The organism is Curtobacterium sp. VKM Ac-2865, assembly GCF_015350905.1.
In the GTDB taxonomy this organism is placed as follows: Bacteria; Actinomycetota; Actinomycetes; order Actinomycetales; family Microbacteriaceae; genus Curtobacterium.
In genome coordinates this window covers 148,542-166,881 of sequence record NZ_JADKRZ010000007.1, presented here as the reverse complement: position 1 = coordinate 166,881, position 18,340 = coordinate 148,542, and the positions used below count along the sequence as shown (strand labels likewise).

12 protein-coding genes are annotated in these 18,340 nt (G+C 73.7%); 5 read left to right on the top strand and 7 right to left on the bottom strand.

What is annotated here, in order from left to right:
* Nucleotides 1-55: 55 nt before the first annotated feature.
* From ITJ54_RS16425 to manA, 5 genes are all read right to left on the bottom strand, one after another.
* Nucleotides 56-1,450: a DUF5719 family protein gene (locus ITJ54_RS16425; protein WP_194630124.1), complete on the bottom strand. Its 1,395-nt coding sequence runs from the start codon at nucleotides 1,448-1,450 to the stop codon at nucleotides 56-58.
* On the bottom strand, nucleotides 1,447-4,299 hold the full coding sequence (locus ITJ54_RS16420) for a glycosyltransferase family 2 protein (RefSeq protein WP_194630122.1): 2,853 nt from the start codon (nucleotides 4,297-4,299) through the stop codon (nucleotides 1,447-1,449). Before ITJ54_RS16420 ends, ITJ54_RS16425 begins: the two co-directional genes overlap by 4 nt.
* Nucleotides 4,300-4,442: 143 nt before the next feature.
* Nucleotides 4,443-4,775 (bottom strand): WhiB family transcriptional regulator, encoded by a 333-nt coding sequence (locus ITJ54_RS18405; protein ID WP_374116128.1) that lies wholly within the window; start codon nucleotides 4,773-4,775, stop codon nucleotides 4,443-4,445.
* Nucleotides 4,776-5,453: 678 nt separating this feature from the next.
* Entirely contained in the window at nucleotides 5,454-6,416 is a 963-nt protein-coding gene (gene galE / locus ITJ54_RS16410) for a UDP-glucose 4-epimerase GalE (RefSeq protein ID WP_194630120.1), read from the bottom strand.
* Nucleotides 6,417-6,561: 145 nt separating this feature from the next.
* Nucleotides 6,562-7,764: a mannose-6-phosphate isomerase, class I gene (manA, locus tag ITJ54_RS16405; RefSeq protein WP_194630118.1), complete on the bottom strand. Its 1,203-nt coding sequence runs from the start codon at nucleotides 7,762-7,764 to the stop codon at nucleotides 6,562-6,564.
* A 65-nt stretch (nucleotides 7,765-7,829) separates the two neighbouring features.
* Here manA and ITJ54_RS16400 point away from each other — a divergent pair, with 65 nt between their 5' ends.
* Both ITJ54_RS16400 and ITJ54_RS18400 read left to right on the top strand, forming a co-directional pair.
* The gene (locus ITJ54_RS16400) at nucleotides 7,830-9,944 is read left to right on the top strand and encodes an acyltransferase family protein (protein ID WP_194630116.1); all 2,115 of its coding nucleotides are present in this window, start codon (nucleotides 7,830-7,832) and stop codon (nucleotides 9,942-9,944) included.
* A gap of 32 nt (nucleotides 9,945-9,976) precedes the next feature.
* Nucleotides 9,977-11,356, top strand: a complete 1,380-nt coding sequence (locus ITJ54_RS18400; protein WP_194630114.1) for an O-antigen ligase family protein — start codon at nucleotides 9,977-9,979, stop codon at nucleotides 11,354-11,356.
* A 64-nt stretch (nucleotides 11,357-11,420) separates the two neighbouring features.
* Here ITJ54_RS18400 and ITJ54_RS16390 read toward each other — a convergent pair whose 3' ends face one another.
* Nucleotides 11,421-12,815 carry a hypothetical protein gene (locus ITJ54_RS16390; protein WP_194630112.1) on the bottom strand — a complete coding sequence of 465 codons (1,395 nt, stop codon included), beginning with the start codon at nucleotides 12,813-12,815 and terminating at the stop codon, nucleotides 11,421-11,423.
* A 94-nt stretch (nucleotides 12,816-12,909) separates the two neighbouring features.
* Here ITJ54_RS16390 and ITJ54_RS18395 point away from each other — a divergent pair, with 94 nt between their 5' ends.
* The 3 genes from ITJ54_RS18395 to ITJ54_RS16375 are packed head-to-tail and all read left to right on the top strand — an operon-like array spanning nucleotide 12,910 to nucleotide 17,560.
* Nucleotides 12,910-14,223, top strand: coding sequence for an O-antigen ligase family protein (locus tag ITJ54_RS18395; protein WP_194630111.1), 1,314 nt, complete (start codon nucleotides 12,910-12,912; stop codon nucleotides 14,221-14,223).
* Nucleotides 14,224-14,249: 26 nt separating this feature from the next.
* The gene (locus ITJ54_RS16380; protein ID WP_194630110.1) at nucleotides 14,250-15,659 is read left to right on the top strand and encodes a glycosyltransferase 87 family protein; all 1,410 of its coding nucleotides are present in this window, start codon (nucleotides 14,250-14,252) and stop codon (nucleotides 15,657-15,659) included.
* Nucleotides 15,656-17,560: a hypothetical protein gene (locus ITJ54_RS16375; RefSeq protein WP_194630109.1), complete on the top strand. Its 1,905-nt coding sequence runs from the start codon at nucleotides 15,656-15,658 to the stop codon at nucleotides 17,558-17,560. Before ITJ54_RS16380 ends, ITJ54_RS16375 begins: the two co-directional genes overlap by 4 nt.
* A gap of 10 nt (nucleotides 17,561-17,570) precedes the next feature.
* Here the strand turns inward: ITJ54_RS16375 and ITJ54_RS16370 are convergent, their stop codons facing one another.
* The gene (locus ITJ54_RS16370) at nucleotides 17,571-18,329 is read right to left on the bottom strand and encodes a polyprenol monophosphomannose synthase (protein ID WP_194630108.1); all 759 of its coding nucleotides are present in this window, start codon (nucleotides 18,327-18,329) and stop codon (nucleotides 17,571-17,573) included.
* Nucleotides 18,330-18,340 lie beyond the last annotated feature (11 nt).

The window sequence follows — 18,340 nt, the reverse complement described above, 5'->3', positions numbered from 1 at the left end:
GCGCTGACGCGGACCCGCCGCGCGCTTGCGCTTCGTGCCGGCGCCGCGCTCGGCCTCAGGGGTAGACGCGGACCGGGCTGGAGACCTCGGTCGCGGGGCGGAGCGGGAACCCCGCCAGGCCCTGGTCGCCGGCGTAGGTGACGCCCGCGACGATCCGGTCGGCGCCCGTGATGACGAGTTGCTTCGACGTCTGGACGCGGATCGTGGACGTGGCACCGGCCGCGACGGTGACGCGCTGCCGGTCGTCGCCCGACGCGATCGTCACGCGGGCGTCCTGGGTCGTCGGGTTCACGAGGTTCAGACGGGCGCCGTCACCCGAGGCGACCGCGGCGATGGTGCGCTTGCCGAGAGGCTCCGCCGAGGCGAACCAGCCCAGGTCGGTGCCCTGGCCCGCCGTCGGGGTGGTCGACCGCGCGCCGGCGACGACGGGCTGCGTCGAGCTGACCGTGATCGAGTAGCGGCCGTTGTCGAAGTCGTCGAGCGCCACGTCGGTGACCACGCCCGGTTCGGCGGTGGTGTTCACCGTGGTGCCACCGCCCGTCGCGGTCGTGATGCCGAGGGTGACGCGGGCCGCCGTGGTGCCGGGGACGAACAGCCGCACGACCGGGGCGGCGTCGGCGGTGTCGTCGCCGCGCTGGGCCTGCTGGATGTCGCGGAGGACGACGCCGGGGATGACCTGCGCCCGTGCGGGGCCGGCACCGCCGGAGACGATGTCGAACCCGCCGGGGGTGAGCGTCCGGACGACGGCCTCCTGCATGTGGGCGACGATCTGGCCGCCGGAGGAGGTGACGTGCACGACCGTGGAGCCCTGGTCGGACACGAAGCCCGACAGCGGCACGACCTTCTGCGAGTTCGGTGCGACGACGATGCCGGTCGTGCCGGGGGCGCTCACGCTGCCGGTGGCGTCGAACACGGCCAGGTCGACGGTGGCGTTGACGTCGGTCGGGTTGGACAGCGTGATGAGGCTGGTGCGGCCGGTCTCGGTCGAGCCGCCGACGAGCCAGGTCGACTGCGACGGGTCGTCGCAGGAGGCGGCACCGATCCCGACCAGGTCGCCGTCGGAGACGCTCTGGTAGCTCGACCCGGCCACCTGCGGGGTGGTGTCCTCGGCCGGTGCGGTGAGCAGCGTCGGGTTGCTGCTGCCCGTGGTCGACGACTGCAGGTCGGAGCGGTCGACCGTGCTGCCCGTGGTGGCCGTCGCGACGCTGGCCGACCCGACCGGGGTGGCGGTCGTGGCGTCGTTGCCGGCGTCGTCGGAGAGCCGGAGGGCGCTGCCCGCACAGACGCGTTCGGCGTCGGCAGGCACCGGGGTGACCGTGCGACCGGCGGGACGGCCGGGGGCCTCCTCGGTGCCGAAGGTGTGCGCGGCGGCGATGGTGCCGACGGCGACGACCACGGCGATCGCGGTGGCGGTCCCGCGGACGATCCAACGGCGAGCGGGGGTGGTCATTCGTCGCGCTCCTCGTCGAAGGTGGTGGCGGGTTCGTCGGCCTCGAGCACGTTCGAGGTGGCGCGGCGCCGGCGGGGTGCGGTCGGCACGGCCAGGAGCGCCGCGGCGCCGAAGACCACGCCGAGGACCACGAGGTAGAGCACGTGCGTGGTCTTCGCCGCGGCGGACCCGGTGCTCGGGCGGTCGACGTCGCCCTCGTAGTGGAACAGCTGACCGCTCGTCGTCTCACCGATGCTCGTGAAGAGCGCGTTCTGCCCGATGGCCCCGGCGGCGCGGTCGTGGACCTGTCGCGCGAGGTCGTCGTCGGGCGCGTCGTCGAGCAGCACGAAGCTGACGCCGAGCTCCTGGAGCGCCGGTCGCGGGTCGTAGCCACTGCGGCTCGCCAGGTTGCCGGCGAGGGTGGCCAGCCGGGCCCCGGACGACGACAGCGACAGCGCGGTGGCGTCGAGCGTGGACTGGTCGTCGAGCGTCGAGCCCTGGCCGCGTTCGAGCGACACCGCGAGCGAGCCGTTCGTCTGCGGTTCGACCACGAGCGTGCCGACGTCCGGGTTCGCCTGCGCCTCGGCGTTGACGTACGCGCTCAGCACCCGGCCAGTGGTCGGCTGGATGACGGCGTTGCCGAGGTAGAACGCGGCGAACGCCGGGGCGACGGCGACACCGGCGAACACCGCGGCGACGACCCCGACGACCGGGGCCCGGCGCGGCAGCGTGTCGACGCCGATCGACACGGCGACGACGAGCGCGAGCCAGTACACGGTCAGGCCGCTGCCCGGCCACACGATGGTGGTCGTGGCCCCGACGCCGGTGACCGTGACGTGGGTGGCCGCGAAGGCGGTGGCGAACCCGAGCAGCGCGGTGACGAGCGCGACGCCCGCGACGTGCCAGCGGTGGCCGAGCACGGCACCGATCGCGGTCACGCCGATGGGCAGCGCGAGGACCGCGAGGGCGATCGGCAGGGCGGCGACGACGGCGGACAGCGGCGAGCTGACCGGCAGCCAGCCGTTCCAGTCGGGCAGCGGCTGCCCGATCGCGAGCTGCAGGGCCGAGGGCGCCCGGGTCGCCGAGGGCACACCCGGGTCGGCGAACACCCCGAGGACGTTGCCGCGGGCGATCTGCGTCAGCACCAGCGGCAGGAAGAGCACCGCGGCGGGGACGGGGATGAACACCCGTCGGTGCGCGTGCCGCCACCCGGCGACGAGCGACACCAGCCACCCGATGATCAGGACCGGCAGGAGCGACGGTGCCGAGGCCGCGACCCCGGCGAAGAGCAGCGCGGCACCGGCGGCCGAGGCCCAGGAACGGTGCGCCTCGAGCACCGTGAGGAACAGCCACGGCAACAGCACGTGCGCGATGACGGCGCCGAGGTGCCCGGTGGTGACGGCGCCGACGAGCGCCGGGGCGATCGTGTAGAGCGCCGCGCCGATGACCGGCACCCAGGTGCGGGTCGTCAGCTTGCGCACGACGAACCAGGCGCCGAGGGCGGACACCGGGAACGCCAGCAGCATGACGAGCACGACGGCGGTCGACGGCGACCATGCCACGATCGACCCGAGCACGGCGAGGACGGCGGCGAAGGGGTCGCTCGGGCCCGTGAAGCCGGTGCCGAGGGTGTGCCAGCCGTAGCCGACGTTCTGCCAGAGCTTCCCCACCGATGTCGACAGCGGCAGCAGCCCACCGCCGGTCAGCGCGGGCGAGCCGAGCAGCGGGAAGAGGGTGACGACGCTGAGCACGGCCGCGGCGAGTACGACCCAGATGCCACCGTCGCCGAGGAACGACGCCCGGGCGACCGGGGCGTCCTCGACCCGGGCGAGTTCGACGTCGCGGGACGTCGTCCGCCGCTCGTGCACCCGACGCCAGCTCACGCGCAGCGGTTCGACGGCCGCCCACCCGAGCTTCTTCGTGCGCGCCAGGGACTTCCTGGCCCGGGAGACCCCGCCGCCGAAGGCCACGGCGAACGCGGCGGAGAGCTCCCCCGACACCGCGGCCGGGTGCTTCGCGACGAGGTGGCCGATCGCACGACCGACCGCGAACGGCACGAGCGTCAACCAGTGGATCCAGAGCACACCGAGGGGCGCGTAGGTCATGCGGCGGTGCAGCTGGGCCTGCCGGTGCATCCGCACGCGGCGACCCTCGGACACGCGCTTGCGGCCGAACTCCTCGATCGGCCCGGCGCTCGTCGCCCGCGCCTCGGGCACGACGGCGACGCGGTACCCCGCCAGACGGACACGGACGCAGAAGTCGAGGGCCGCGTCGACGTCGGGCAGCGCGGGGTCGAACCCGCCGAGCGTCGCCCAGACCGAGCGGCGCACGAGCATCCCGCCCGCGGCCACGGCCATCACGTCGGTGTTCCGGTCGTGCTGGCCCTGGTCCAGCTCCTCCTGCACGAGGACGAGCGACCGGCCGAACCGGGTCATGCTCTCGCCGAGGTCGCGGATGCGCGACGGGTCACGCGGGTCGACGAGCTTGGGGCCGGCGACCGCGACGGACGGGGCGATCTCCACCGCGGCCAGCATCTCGGCGAGGGCCGTCGGTGTCGGGGCGTTGTCGTGTCCGATGAGCCAGAGCCACTCCTCCACGGCCTCGTCGGCCTCCGGACGCGGCACCGCCTTCTCGGCGACCGCGACCGCGTCACCGAAGGAGCGTCCTGCGGGGATCCGGGTCAGCTGGGCGGACCCGCCGAACTCGAGCTGGGCGGTCGAGCCGTCCGTCGAGCCGACGTCGACGACCACCAGGTTCTCCGGGTGCCGGGTCTGGTTGGCGAGGGCGTCCAGCGTCCGGTCGAGGTGGTCCGCCCCGTTGGCGACGACCAGGACGGCGGTGACACGGGGCTGAGCGGAACTGGGCTGCATGACGGGCGACACTCTACGGACTGGAGGCACGGCTGCAGCCCGGTGGGTCGGCGCGCCGCGAACCTGTGGGGACGATCAAGGCCTGCTGCGTGGCGGGCGCGATGCGGGCCTCCAGATCGGACCCGTCGCGCGGTGGCGCGTCGCTACGCGCGCTTGCGCAGCTTGCGACGCTCGCGCTCCGAGAGGCCGCCCCAGATGCCGAAGCGCTCGTCGTTCTCGAGCGCGTACTCGAGGCACTGCGACCGGACCTCGCACGTGGTGCAGATCTTCTTCGCCTCGCGCGTCGAGCCGCCCTTCTCCGGGAAGAAGGCCTCGGGGTCCGTCTGTGCGCAGAGCGAGTCCGCCTGCCAGGCGAGCGGGTTCTCCTCGTCGTCGGTCTCCGGACGTCGGACGCCGGGGACGCCGAGCGCCACGGGGTCGACGTGCCAGTCTTCCGGAACTCCGGCGTGGAAGTCGGAACCGCTCACCCTGATCACCCCTTGGTTCGTCTCGCTGTCGGTCGTTGCCTGTAATTACAGCGGTGTGATTCCTCGGAGTCAAGTCGCGGATCATAAGAGGCACCGGGCGTTCCGGCGTGTCATGTCCCCCATTCGGGCGTGTCGCACCGGTTCTGTCGGCCTCTCGGGGGACACCGCGGGGTGCGCGGCGGGCGGCGCGGCGGTCGGCGCGGGGCGGGGCGGGCGGGCGCGGGGCGGGGCGGGCGCGGGGCGGGGCGGGGCATGCGGGCGAGCGCGGCGGCGTGTGCATGCAGCGGCGCGCCCTGGCGTCGCACAACGGACGTCGGCTCGAACCGCGGACGTCCGTGGTTCGAGCCGACGTCCCTGGTGCGGTGCCGGTCCGAACCGCCGAAAGGGCGGCGCGTCGCGGGCGGCGCGGCGCGGGCGGCGCGGCGCGGGCGGCGCGGCGCGGGCGGCGCGGCGCGGGCGGCGCTGGCCGTGTCGGCAGCGCGCTCCGTGCCGGCAGCGCGCTCCGCGGGTCGACGGGTCGGCCGGTCGGCGGAGCAGCCCGGGTTGCGCCCCGGCGTGGGCATCGCGCCCGGCTGCACCGGGGCGCGATGTCCACCGCGGGGCGCGACGTCGACAGGGGGCGGGTCGCGCGGCGCGGAGCAGCGCAGAGCGGCGCGCCCCGCGGGCGCTTGCCGTGCCGGCAGCGCGCTACGCGACGCGGCGGCGGGCCTCCCAGGCGCTGGAGACCATCTCGTCGAGGGTGTGGCGCATCGCCCAGTCGAGGTCGCGCGCGGCGGCCTCGCCCGTGGCGACGATCCGGTCCGGGTCGCCGGCGCGACGCGGGGCGATCTCCGGCTCGAACGGGATGCCGGTGCCGCGCGCCATCGCGTCCATGATCTGCCGGACGCTGACGCCGTCGCCGCTGCCGAGGTTGTAGGCGCGGTCGAGGGGCTCCCCCGCCTCGAGCTTCGCCGCGGCGATCGCGTGCGAGTGCGCCAGGTCGGCCACGTGCACGTAGTCGCGGACGCAGGTGCCGTCGGGCGTGGCGTAGTCGTCGCCGTTGATCCGCGGGATGCGACCGGCGAGCAGCGCGTCGAACACGAGCGGGAACAGGTTGTGCGGGCTGGCGTCGTACAGGTCGGGCACGCCGGAGCCGACGACGTTGAAGTACCGCAGGGACGTCGTGGTGAAGCCGCGCGCGACCTCCATGTCCTTCAGCAGCCACTCGCCGATGAGCTTCGACTCGCCGTAGGGCGACTCCGGGTTCTTCGGCGTGGACTCGACGACCGTCTCGACGTCGGGGGTGCCGTAGACCGCGGCGCTCGAGGAGAACACGACCTTGTCGACGTCGGCGTCGGCCATCGCACGGAGGAGCGTCGCCATGCCGGTGACGTTCTGCTCGTAGGTGTGCAGCGGGCGCTCGACGGAGACGCCGGCGTACTTGAAGCCCGCGACGTGCACGACGCCCGTGACGCCGTGCTCGCGGATCGTCCGCGCGACGAGCTCGCCGTCGAGGATCGTGCCCTCGACGAAGGGGACGTCGTCGGGGACGAACGAACGGAAGCCGCTCGAGAGGTCGTCCAGCGCGACGGTGTCGATGTCCGCCGCGCGGAGCGCCCGGACGACGTGGGATCCGATGTACCCGGCACCGCCGGTGACCAGCCAACTCATGCCCGCCACGCTAGCGGACGCGGCACCGCCGACCGCCGCGGACCACCGCGCACCCGCTGCGCGAAGCCGCAGAAGCGCGAGCGCCGACACGAACTGCCAGCAGCCGTAGCCGACGCCACAGCCACAGCCACAGGCACAGGCGCCGCTACGCCCCCGTCGCGATGAAGACCGTCGAGGTGACGCCGTCCGACGAGTCGGCCTCGACGGTGACGTCGCCCTCGTCCGGGGTCACGAAGCACGACTCGCCCCGGCGCAGCAGCGTGGCCGAGGTCGCCCCGACCAGCGTCACGACGCCCTCGGTGCAGATCGCGATCGAGGGTCCGGAGAGCGGCGCCACCCCGCCCGTGCTCAGCCCGACCGGCCGCCCGTCACCGGTGACCCGCACGAGCGCGAAGCCCACGCCGGCCGGCGCGAAGCGGTCGACACCGGGGGCGATCTCCTCGGGGTCGAGGAGCGGCGCCGGGTACGCCGTGAAGTCGAGCACGCGCAGCAGTTCCGGCACGTCGACGTGCTTGGGCGTGAGGCCGCCACGGAGCACGTTGTCCGACGGCGCCATCAGCTCGATGCCGAGGCCGTCGAGGTAGGCGTGGATGTTGCCGGCGGGCAGGTACATCGCCTGGCCGCGCGAGAGCGTCACGCGGTGCATCAGCAGCGACACGACCACGCCCGGGTCCCCCGGGTAGGACTCGGCGAGCGCCGCGGCGGTCGCGATGTTCGCGGAGGGGTCCTGCACGTCCGGCGCCAGGTGCCCGACCGCGTCGATGACCGCGAGCGCGGAGCCGTCGGCGTCCTCGAGCCACCGCACGGTGTCCTCGAGCCCCTGGTGCAGGTGGGCGACGAGCGGCCCGAGGCGCCCGCTGCCGGCGTCGAGCGTCTCGACGTCGACGAGCGTGGACTCGACGGGGCGGAAGCCGCTCAGGGCTTCGAACCGGTCGCTGAGCGCCACGACGAGCTCGGGCTTCGGGTACGGGTCCTTGTAGTTGCGGGCGGGGTCGTCGAGCGCGATGCCGGCGGCGTCCTCGCGCTCGAAGCCCTCGCGGGCCTGTTCCGGCGTCGGGTGGGCCTGCAGCGACAGGGGCGCCGCGGCGGCGAGCACCTTGAGCAGGAACGGCAGCCCGGTGCGGTCCCCGCCGAGGGCGACCTGCGGTTCGGCGGCGATCCAGTCGAGCACGGTGTCCGCGCCGCCGACCATCGCGGGGTTCACGACCACGCTGGGGCTGCCGGGGTGCGCACCGAGCCAGAGCTCCGCCTGCGGGGCGCCGGTGACGGTGCGGCCGAGGAGCTCGGGGATGGCGGTGACGGATCCCCACGCGTAGTCGCGCGGGGTGTTGGTGATGCCGAGGAACATGTCCCGAGCGTATCGGCAGCCGGTGTCGTCGCTGTGGACGATCCGCGATACATAGACTCTCCGCGATGTCTGCACTCCTCGACCCCACATCGGCGCCTCCGCGGCCGCGGGTCCGCGACACCACGCGGTGGGACGTGCAGGGGCTGCGGGCCTTCGCCGTCCTCGCCGTGGTCGTCTACCACCTGTGGCCGAACCGGCTGCCCGGCGGGTTCGTGGGCGTGGACGTGTTCTTCGTCATCTCCGGGTACCTCATCACCGGCCACCTGCTCCGCGAGCAGGTGGCGACGGGGCGGATCGCCCTGGGTCGGTTCTGGGCGCGGCGGGCGAAGCGGCTGCTGCCCGGCGCCTTCCTGACGCTGCTCGCCACCGGCACGGCCGTGCTGCTGGCCGTCCCGAGCACGCTCTGGGGGCAGTACGGCCGCGAGCTGATCGCGTCCACGGTGTACGTGCAGAACTGGCAGCTGGCGGCCGACTCCGTCGACTACCTGGCCTCGGACAACCAGCCGTCGCCGTTCCAGCACTTCTGGTCGCTCTCGGTCGAGGAGCAGTTCTACATCGCCCTGCCGGTCCTGCTGGCCCTGCTGGCACTGGCACTCCGCCGCACGCGCTGGCGCTCCCCGGTCCGGACGGCGCGGGTGCTGCTCGCCGCGGTCGTCGTGCTCTCCTTCGTCTGGTGCGTCGTCGAGACCCGCACCGCGCCGGGCATCGCCTACTTCTCGACGGCGACGCGGGCCTGGGAGTTCGCGCTCGGAGGGCTCGCGTCCACGGTCGTGCTGTCGGCTCCGCGCACGCGCGTGGCGCGGTGGGTCCGGTCGGGAGGCTCGTGGCTGGGTCTGGTCCTGCTCCTCGCGGCCCTGTGGGCGATCACCCCGGCGACCCCGTTCCCCGGCACCGCCGCGCTGCTGCCGGTGGTCGGCGCGACGCTCGTGGTGCTGCTCGGCGGCCACTCCGGTCTCGCCGTGCTCGGGCGCTTGGCCCCGGTGGCGTTCCTCGGCCGGATCTCCTACGCGGTGTACCTCTGGCACTGGCCGGCCGTCGTGCTGCTGCCGATCGTCCTCGGGCACCCGCTCGGCCTGCGGTCGAAGGCCGTCGTGCTCGTCGGGTCGGTCGTGGTCGCCGCGCTGACGACGCTCCTGGTCGAGGAGCCCCTGCGCTCGTCCTCGTGGGCCCGTGCCCTCCGGCCGCGTCGTGTCGCGCTCTACGGCGCCCTCAGCACGGTGCTCGTCGTCGCGCTCGGAGCGAGCACCCTCGGCGCGCTCCAGGTGCAGCAGGACCAGGCCGCCGCGTACCAGGAGCGACTGCAGGCCGGTGACGTCGCCTGCTTCGGCGCCGACGCCCGCATCGGGTCGGCCGACCCCTGCGTCGACCCGCGGCTCGCCGACGTCCGCGTGCCGGCGCCCGCTGCCGCCGGGGCGGACGACCAGAACCGCGACGCGTGCTGGTCGAACACCACGGCGGACTTCAACGTCTGCTCCCTGGGACCGAGGACCGGGTACACGAAGCACCTGCTCGCCGTCGGGGACTCGCACAGCAACGCCCTGATCTCGGCGTACCGGGCGATCGCCGAGCAGCGGCACTGGCGGATCGACGTCGCCGGGCACATCGGCTGCTACCTCACGACCGCCGAGCAGTGGGCGCCGTCCCAGGCCTACACGGACACCTGCCAGGGCTGGAAACGCGCCGCGACCGCCTGGATCACCACCCACGCCGACGAGCTCGACGGCGTCGTCGTGACGCACGCGACGACGAAGAGCCCGGGCATCGTCCCCGCGGGCAGCACCAACGAGGCGACCGTCGTCGACGGGCTCGTCGGGGCGTGGCGGGCCGCGACCGACAACGGCGTTCCGGTCGTGGCGATCCGGGACAACCCGGTCGCGCGCCCCGACACCCTCGACTGCCTGGCGCAGATGCGGGGACCGACGACGACCGCGTGCGACCTCCCCCGGGCCCAGGCGACGGCGTCGTTCGACGGGTCCCAGCAGGCCGCGTCCCGGATCGGCGCGATGGCCAGGTACGTCGACATGACCGACTGGTACTGCACGGCGGACAGCTGCCCGGCGGTCATCGGGGGCGTCGTGGTGCACCGGGACCCCACGCACCTCACGGCGACCTACGCCACCACGCTCGCACCGTTCCTGGGTGCCAGGATCGCCCGGGCACTGCAGTCGACCGGACGGTGAGCGCGGCCGTCCCCGGGCGTTAGCCTGTCCTCGTGACGAACACCTGGCCCCTGGCGCGCGGCACCGTTCCCGAGCGCGAGGTCTTCGCCTTCGCCACCGCGGTGCTCTTCACGCTGTTCGCCGGGGACGCCGTCCCGAACATGCTCACCTGGTACGGCGCCGCCGTGGTCTGGGCACTCGAGGGAGCGTGGGGCGTCGCGATCGTCGTCCGTGCCCGACCCACCCTCCGACGGACCCCGCGGTCGCTGTGGCTCTTCCTGGCCTGGTGCCTGGTCTCGGTGGCGTGGTCGCACTGGCGCTTCGCCACCGTCGCCAGCCTCGTCGCGCAGGTCCTCTGCGCCCTCGTCGCGTTCGCGATCGCGTCCGGGCTGACCTGGCGTCGGGTGCTCGACGCGATCAGCCTGGCGTTCCGGTGGGTGCTCGGCCTGTCCCTGCTCTTCGAGGCGGTCGTGGCGGTCGTCGTGCGGCACCCCATCGCCCCGATCTGGACCCACTACGGGGACCGCAAGATCCCGGACGCGTTCTACTTCTCCCGCGCCGAGCTGTTCACGGGCGGGCGCATCCAGGGCCTGCCCGGCAACGCCAACCTGCTCGCGATGGTCGCCCTCCTGGCCGCGATCGCCGTCGGCCTGCAGCTCGCCGAGGGTCGGATCCGTCGGAACCGTGCGGTCGGCTGGCTCGTCGTCGCCGCCGTCGTGTTCCTGCTGACCCGGTCCTCGACGGTCGTGGTCGCCGCCGCGGTCGTCGCCCTCGTGCTCCTCGCCGCCCTGGCCGTGCGCCGGGTCCCCACCGAGCGCCGCACCCCGAGGTACCTGGCGATCGCCGGCATCGCGGCCGTCGTCGTGGTCGTCGGCGTCCTGTCCCGCGGCGTCGTCGCGGGGCTGCTCGGCAAGAGCGCGGACTTCACCGGCCGCGGCGAGATCTGGCACGCGGTCCTCGGGCAGGTGCACGAGCACCCCGTCCTCGGGCTCGGCTGGATCGGCTACTGGTGGCCGAGCATCCCCGAGCTCGCGGACCTCGCCCCGCGCAACGGCGTGACGTACCTGCAGGCGCACGACGCGTACCTCGACGTCTGGATGCAGACCGGCATCGTCGGCCTGGTCCTGTTCGCGCTGTACGTGCTGACGACCCTGAACCGCTCGTGGTCCTCGGCCACCCGGATCGGCTACGACGCCAGCCTGCAGCCACGCCGCTTCGACCCGGTGTCGCTCCTGCCGCTCCTCGTCGTCGTCGCGCTGCTGGTGCAGTCCGTCGCGGAGTCGCGGCTGCTCTACCAGGGCAACTGGGTGCTGTTCGCGCTCATCGCCGTCAAGTCGCGCATCGTGCTCGTCAGCGAGGAACCGGTGTCGGCCGGCGACGGCCCGCGCACCCCCTCGGCGAAGCGCGAGTTCCGGCGGCACGCGACCCGCTGAGCCAACCCGCTGAGCCCCACTCGCTGAGCCCGACGCGCTGGACCCGCCCCGGACCCCCGCCGTGTCAGCGGTGCCCGGTCGACCGGTCGGCGCGGAGCACGAGGGCGCACGGCACGTCGGCTGCCCACGGGGCCGTGCGGATCGGCACCGACGCCGCGCGGTCGGCGGCGCGGCAGAGCGTGACGGCCCGCTGGACCTGCGGCTGCCACTCCGGACCGCCGTCGCGGGTCGTCGGGCCAGGACCCACGGCACCCACCCACGTCGTGACGAGGGCGGCGACCACGACCCAGCCGACGGCCGCGCGGACGACGTGGGACGTGCCTCCCGACCGGGTCACCGGCACCGCGTCGGAGGTCGGCCGGGCTGCGTGACGCTCCGCGTCCACCAGCGTGGCCGCGGCGACCACGACCGCCATCGTGAGGAGCAGGCCCGCGGCGGCCGCGTACCGGGACGGCGTCGCGGCCACGAGCTCCGCAGGGGCGGCGGTCGACCACCTGGCGTCCGCCGACGCGTTCGCGACGAGCGCCGCGCCCCAGACCACGGCGGACCCGAGTGTGAGCGCGACGAGGAGCACGCGCGTCCACCATGGGCCGCGCAGCGTCGCCACGACGAGCACGGCCAGCAGCGCGACCGCCGGGACGACCAGGACGCCCCAGCCGTGGGCGACCACCGCTCGTCCCACGGCGCCGAGGTGCGACGACCCGAGCCCACCGACGACGCTGAACAGGTAGCCGGCGACGACGTCGGTGACGCCGGGGTGCCCCGGCCTGGAGGCACGCGCGGTCACGAGCGCCGTCACGACCTGGGCAGTCCCCCCGGCGAGCGCCGCCACCGCCATCGGGAGCGCACGGCGCGCCGCTCGGTGGTCACCGTCGCGCGGCCACCAGGCCACGAGCAGCAGCGGGAGGAAGAGCACGGCCTGCACCTCGGTGCAGGTGACCAGGACCGCGGCGACGGCGGCGGCAGCGGCGCCCCACCGGGTCCGTGGGCGGGAGGAGAAGAGCCAGGGCGCCAGCACCAGCGCGAAGGTGTGCAGGTTCGCGGCGTTCCCGGTGACCTCCCACGGGGCGGTCGGCAGCAGCACCGGGACGGCGGCGAGCACCAGGCGGAGCGGCCACGGTCGGACGACGTCGCGGGCGAGCACGAACAGCGCGGCGCAGACCGTGCCGACCAGGGCACAGCAGACCAGCGAGACGGCGAGCGCGTAGCGGTCGATCGGCAGGGCGAACGCGGCGTCGACGACGAGCCGGGGCACGAGGTGCAGGTACCCGGCGTACGGGTGGAACAGGCTGCCGAGGGGGCCGAGCGCCAGGTGCTCGCGGAAGAACAGGCCGGTGTCCTCGGCCCAGCCGGTACCGCGGGCGACGGGCCCCAGCCGGACCCAGGCCGTCGCCGTGGCGGCGAGCGCGATCACGACCACCCCGAGGACGGTGCGGAGCCTCGTCGTCGTCCGTGTCATAGCGGATCGACGATAGTGGAGACATCGCGCTCGGCGATGTCGACGCACCGGCCCCGCGGGGCGGTCGACCGGCCGCGTGGTCCAAGATGGTCGGGTGACGGACGGCAGGGTGACCAGGCGCGCGCTCGCGCGGCGGTACCTGTCCGCCTGGATCGGGTTCTCGGCCGGCGGACGGTTCAGTCAGGCGCTCGCGACCGTGATGCTGCTCTTCGCGTTCGGCGAGCCGACCGTGCGGGCGCTGGTCGGGTCCGCCGGCACCTGGGCGGTCCTGGTGACCCTGGTCGTCCTGGGTGGTCTCAGCCTGCTCGGGCAGCGGTACCGCATCGAGTGGCACGGGGTGCTGCCCCTCTCCCTGCTGGCCTTCGTCGGGTACTGCGCGCTCAGCGTGCTGTGGAGCGAGTACTCGTGGGTCGCGCTGCGCGGCTTCGTGGCGACCGTCGGCTTCATCGGGCTCGGGCTGTACCTGGCACTCGGCCGTGACCTCGTGCAGGTGATCCGCGCCGCCGGGGACGCCTTCCGCATCCTGCTCGTGGTGGCCCTCGGGCTCGAGGTCTTGTCCGGGCTGGTGCTCGACGTCCCCATCCCCGGCTTCGGCATCCGCGGCGACATCGCCTACGGCGGTCCGATCCAGGGCATCGGCGGCACCCGCAACTTCATGGGCTTCGTCGCCGCGGTCGCGCTCGTGACCTTCGTGGTCGAGTTCCTCACCCGGTCGGTGACGATGTGGCGGGCCATCGGGTCGACCGCGCTGGCCGTCATCGCGCTCATGCTCGTGCAGTCACCCATCACCGGACTCGCGATGATCGCCCTCGCCGTGACTGCCCTGGCGCTCTGGGCACTCCGGCACGCGCGGCCGCGCACCCGGCCGGTGGTGAACGGCGTGCTCGGGGCCTTCGTCGTGGTCGTCGGGGTGGTGGCCGTGCTCGCGCGACACCGGATCCTCGCCGAGATCGGCGCCGCCGGTGGGAGCGCCACCCGGCTGACGCTCTGGTCGCAGATCCAGGTGCTCATCCAGCAGCACCCGATCCAGGGCTGGGGATGGGTCGGCACCTGGCCGACGGAGCAGGTCCTGCCGTTCGCCGTCTTCGTCGACCCGTCAGGTGCGCGGTACACCTCGGGCCTCAACGCCTTCATCGACGCCTGGCTGCAGATCGGCCTGGCCGGGGCGCTCCTGCTGCTCGCCGCCGCGCTCCTGGCCTTCGCGCGTGCCTGGGTGACCGCGACGACGTTCCCCGGCGTCGCCTACGTCTGGCCGGCGGCCGTGCTCGTGCTGCTCGCGGTGACGAGTGCCGCGGAGAGCTACCTGCTCTCCGGAGCCGGGCTGATGGTCTTCACCACGGTGCTCGTGGTCGCTGCCCGCCGCCGGTCGTGGCGCCGCCACCTGCCGCGCGTCGAGCACCCCGCCTGACGCCGGTGGACCGCTACGGTGTCGGGGTGCACCCCCGAACGCTCGAGCGCGTCGCCATGTGCGTCGTGGCCGCCGTCTTCACGGCCCTCAACGTCCTCATGAAGCTGCCGTGCACGGTGCCGGGCCCCGCCGACGTGCCGCGCGGTGCCTTCGTGTCGCAGTACGGGTGCTGGTCCGACGTCGCGGCGCTCTGGAACACCCGGGGGCTCGTCGAGCACGTGTTCCCCTACGTCAACGGGTCCGAGCTCGGCCACGGCACCGTCGAGTACCCGACGCTCACCGGGATCTGGGTGTGGCTGACGGCGCTGCCCGTGGACACCGCGCGCGGGTTCCTGCTCGTCACCGGGGTCGTCGCCGGGGTGCTCGCCGTGGTGGTCACGCTGCTGCTCGTCCGGGTCGCGGGGCGCCGCGCGTGGGTGTGGGCCGCCACGCCGCCGCTCGCGCTGTACGCCGCGTTCAACTGGGACCTGCTCGCCGTCGCCTGCACGGTCGTGGGGCTGGTGGTGGTGCTCCGCGCCCCGAGCACCTGGTCGCCCCTGACCCGCTACGCCCTGGCCGGGGCGGCGTTCGGCGTCGGTGGGGCGTTCAAGCTCTACCCGCTGATGTTCCTCGCGCCCCTCGCCGTCGCGGCCCTGCTCGACCGGGACGCCCCGCTCGGCGCCCGGGTCCGTCGCACCGTCGCCGCCCTGGGGGCCGGGATCGGAGTCGTCCTCGCCGCCAACGTGCCGTTCGTGCTCATCAACCTCGAGGGGTGGCTGTCGGTCTTCCGGTTCCAGGCCGCGCGACCGATCGGGCCGTCCACCCTGTCGATCTGGTACTACGGGCTGCTGCCCCGGTCGGCGGACCTCGACGGTCCGTTCCAGCAGACGATGGGCACGATGGCGACCGCGGCGACGGCGCTCGGCATCCTCGCCGTGCTCGTGGTGACCGTCGTGCTGGCACTCCGCCGCGGGACCACGCCCTGGGTGCAGTCCGCCGCGGCACTGCTGGCCGTGTACATGGTGTGCAACAAGGTCGCGTCGCCCCAGTACGTCCTGTGGCTGCTGCCGTTCCTCGTCGTGCTGCGCGTCGGCGGCTGGTGGATCGGCGCCTACCTGGTGGCCGACCTGTGCGCCGTCGTCGGGTTCTTCCGCAACACCTACGCCACCGCGCTCGGTGCCGGCACGCAGACGTGGGCGTTCCAGGCGATGACGGTGGGCATCTGGGGGCGCGCGGTGCTGCTCGTCGTCTTCGTGGTGCTGTTCCTCCGCACACCGGTGGTGACCGCACCGGTGGCCGCGCGGGCGGAGGTCGATCGGCCGGAAGTCGAGCGGCCGGAGGTCGAGCGGCCGGAGGTCGAGCGGAACGGCGCCGTCGACGGGGCGGGAGTTCGCCCGGACCTCGTACACTGCCCGGAGACCGTCAGGGGGACGGTCGTGAACGAAGGAACGCCATGACGCGCCCGCTGCACCGGACCGCCTTCATCGCCCTGGCCACCGCGCTCGTCGCGGTCGTGCTCGTCACCCTCGGCCTCGTCGTCAGTCCACCGACACCGGCGCACGCCGCCGCACCGTCGACCGGACGGTACGTGCCCGTGGACACCACCCGCGTGTGGTCCGGCAGCGTCGGCACCGCGCCGAAGGTCGTCCCGATCGCCGGCCGCGCCGGGGTCCCCGCCGCCGCGACCGCGGTCGTCGTCAACGTCGAGGTCGGCTCCCCCACGGCGGCCGGGTACGTCCGGGTCACCCCCGCCGGGGTCGACGCGTCGGTCGCCACCCAGGAGTTCTCCGCCGGGCAGACCATCTCGAACCTCGCGACTGTGAAGCTCGCGAAGGGCGGCGTCCAGGTCAAGCTGTCCGCCGGGTCCGGCACCGTGTTCATGGACGTGTCCGGTTACTACGTCGACGGTGCCGGCGCGACCTACACGCCCGTGGACGCCGCCCGCGTCTTCCGGCAGCAGGTCGGCACCACGCCGGTCCGGGTGCCGCTCGCGGGCACCGGCGGAGTCCCCGCCGGCGCCACCGCCGTCGCCGTGAACACCCAGGTCGAGGCCACGACCGCGAACGGGTACGTGCGCGTCACCCCGGCCGGGCAGGACCCGCAGGTCGCGTCGCAGGTGTTCACCAGGGGCACGGCGGTCTCGAACCTGGTCATCGTGAAGCTCGTCGGCGGGGCGGCGCAGGTCCGGGTCTCGAGCGGCACCGCGACCGTGTCGATGGACGTCTCCGGGTACTACACGAACTCGGACAGCGGCTCGGTGTTCGTGCCGATCGACACCACCCGCGCGTACGCCGGCCCGGTCGGCACCACGCCGCGGACGGTCCGCCTGACGGGCACCGCCGGGGTCCCGGGAACCGCCACCGCCGTCGTCGCGAACGCCGAGACCGAGCGCACGACCGCCGCTGGCTACCTCCGCGTCACCCCGGCCGGCACTGACGCCCAGGTCGCCACGCAGGTCTTCGGTGCGGGCCGGGCGATCTCGAACCTCGTGATGGCGAAGGTGACCGGCAGCACCGCGAACCGCGGCGTGCAGGCGAAGGTGTCCGCGGGGACGGCGACGCTCGACCTCGACGTCGCGGGGTACTTCATGGACGGCTCGTCCGGGTCCGGCATCGGGGCGGACGTGTCGTGGCCGCAAGGGTGTTCGGCCGCCGGCTACCCCGCGAACGTCCCGTTCGCCATCGTCGGCGTGAACTGGAAGCTCGGCAACGAGACCAACCCGTGCTTGGCGCAGCAGCTCGCATGGGCAGCGTCGTCCACAGGCGGAACGGCACAAGCAAAGACACAGCTCTACGTCCTCGCCGCGAACCCGAGTTACAACGCTGCCGTCTGGCCGAGGAGCAACACCGTGGCCGAGGGGCCGACAGCGTCGAACCCCTACGGGACCTGCACCGGCAAGTTCAACGCAGCGTGCTCGTTCATGTACGGCTACACCCGGGCCTACGAAGACGCGACGATCAGGAACGTCCCGAACCCGTCGTCGTTCCGGTGGTGGCTCGACGTCGAGACCGGATTGTCCTGGCTCACAGCGAAGGACGCCGCGAAGTACCCGGACTACCGCACGCAGAACCGCGCGGACATCGAGGGGATGGTGGCCGGGTTCAAGGCCGCCGGTGTCTCGAACGTCGGTGTCTACTCGAACAAGTACCAGTTCAACTTGATCGCTGGTGCGATCCCAGCCGGGAGTCCGCTGCGGGGACTCCCGAACTGGGCGACGAGCGGCAGGGACGGCGCCGCCGCAGCCCAACGGCAATGTGCTGGCGGCGCGTTCACCCCCGAGAGCACTGTGCAGATGACCCAGTGGGTCGGCGTCAGTCCGAAGGGCGTGGAGCAGGACTACGACTTCAGCTGCGTCTGAGCAGGGACGATCAGGAGCTGCGGCGCCGGCCGAACCGGCGCTGCAGGCCCCACTGCGTGGTGCGGAGCATCGCCTCGACGACGATCGCCTGGCTCATCTTCGAGACACCGCGCACGCGGTCGCGGAACTGGATCGGGACCTCGACGATCGTGCCGCCGAGGTCGTGCACCCGCAGCGTCATGTCGACCTGGAAGCAGTACCCCTTGGAGTCGACCGAGTCCAGGTCCATCCGGGCGATCGCCTCGGCGCGGTAGACACGGAAGCCGGCCGTGATGTCGTGCACGTCGAGGCCGAGCATGACCCGGGCGTAGGCGTTGCCACCGCGGCTGAGGAGCTCACGGTGCTTCGGCCAGTCGACGACCGACCCGCCCGGGACCCAGCGGGACCCGATGGCGAGCAGGACGTCCGCGGCGGGGTCGGCGCCGGCGACGGCCTCGATCATCGCGGGCAGGCGGTCGGCGGGGTGCGACCCGTCGGCGTCCATCTCGATGAGCAGGTCGAACTGCCGCTCGAGGCCCCACCGGAACCCCGCGACGTACGCCGTGCCGAGCCCGAGCTTCCCCGCGCGACGGAGCAGGTGCACGCGATCGTCCTCCGCCGCCATCGCGGCGACGATGTCCCCGGTGCCGTCGGGGCTGCCGTCGTCCACCACGAGGACGTGCGCTGCGGGGACCACGTCGAGGACCCGCCCGACGATCTCGTGGACGTTCTCGGCCTCGTCGTAGGTGGGGACGATGACGAGCGAGCGTGGGGCTGGGGTGTGGGGCATGGTTCTCTCTG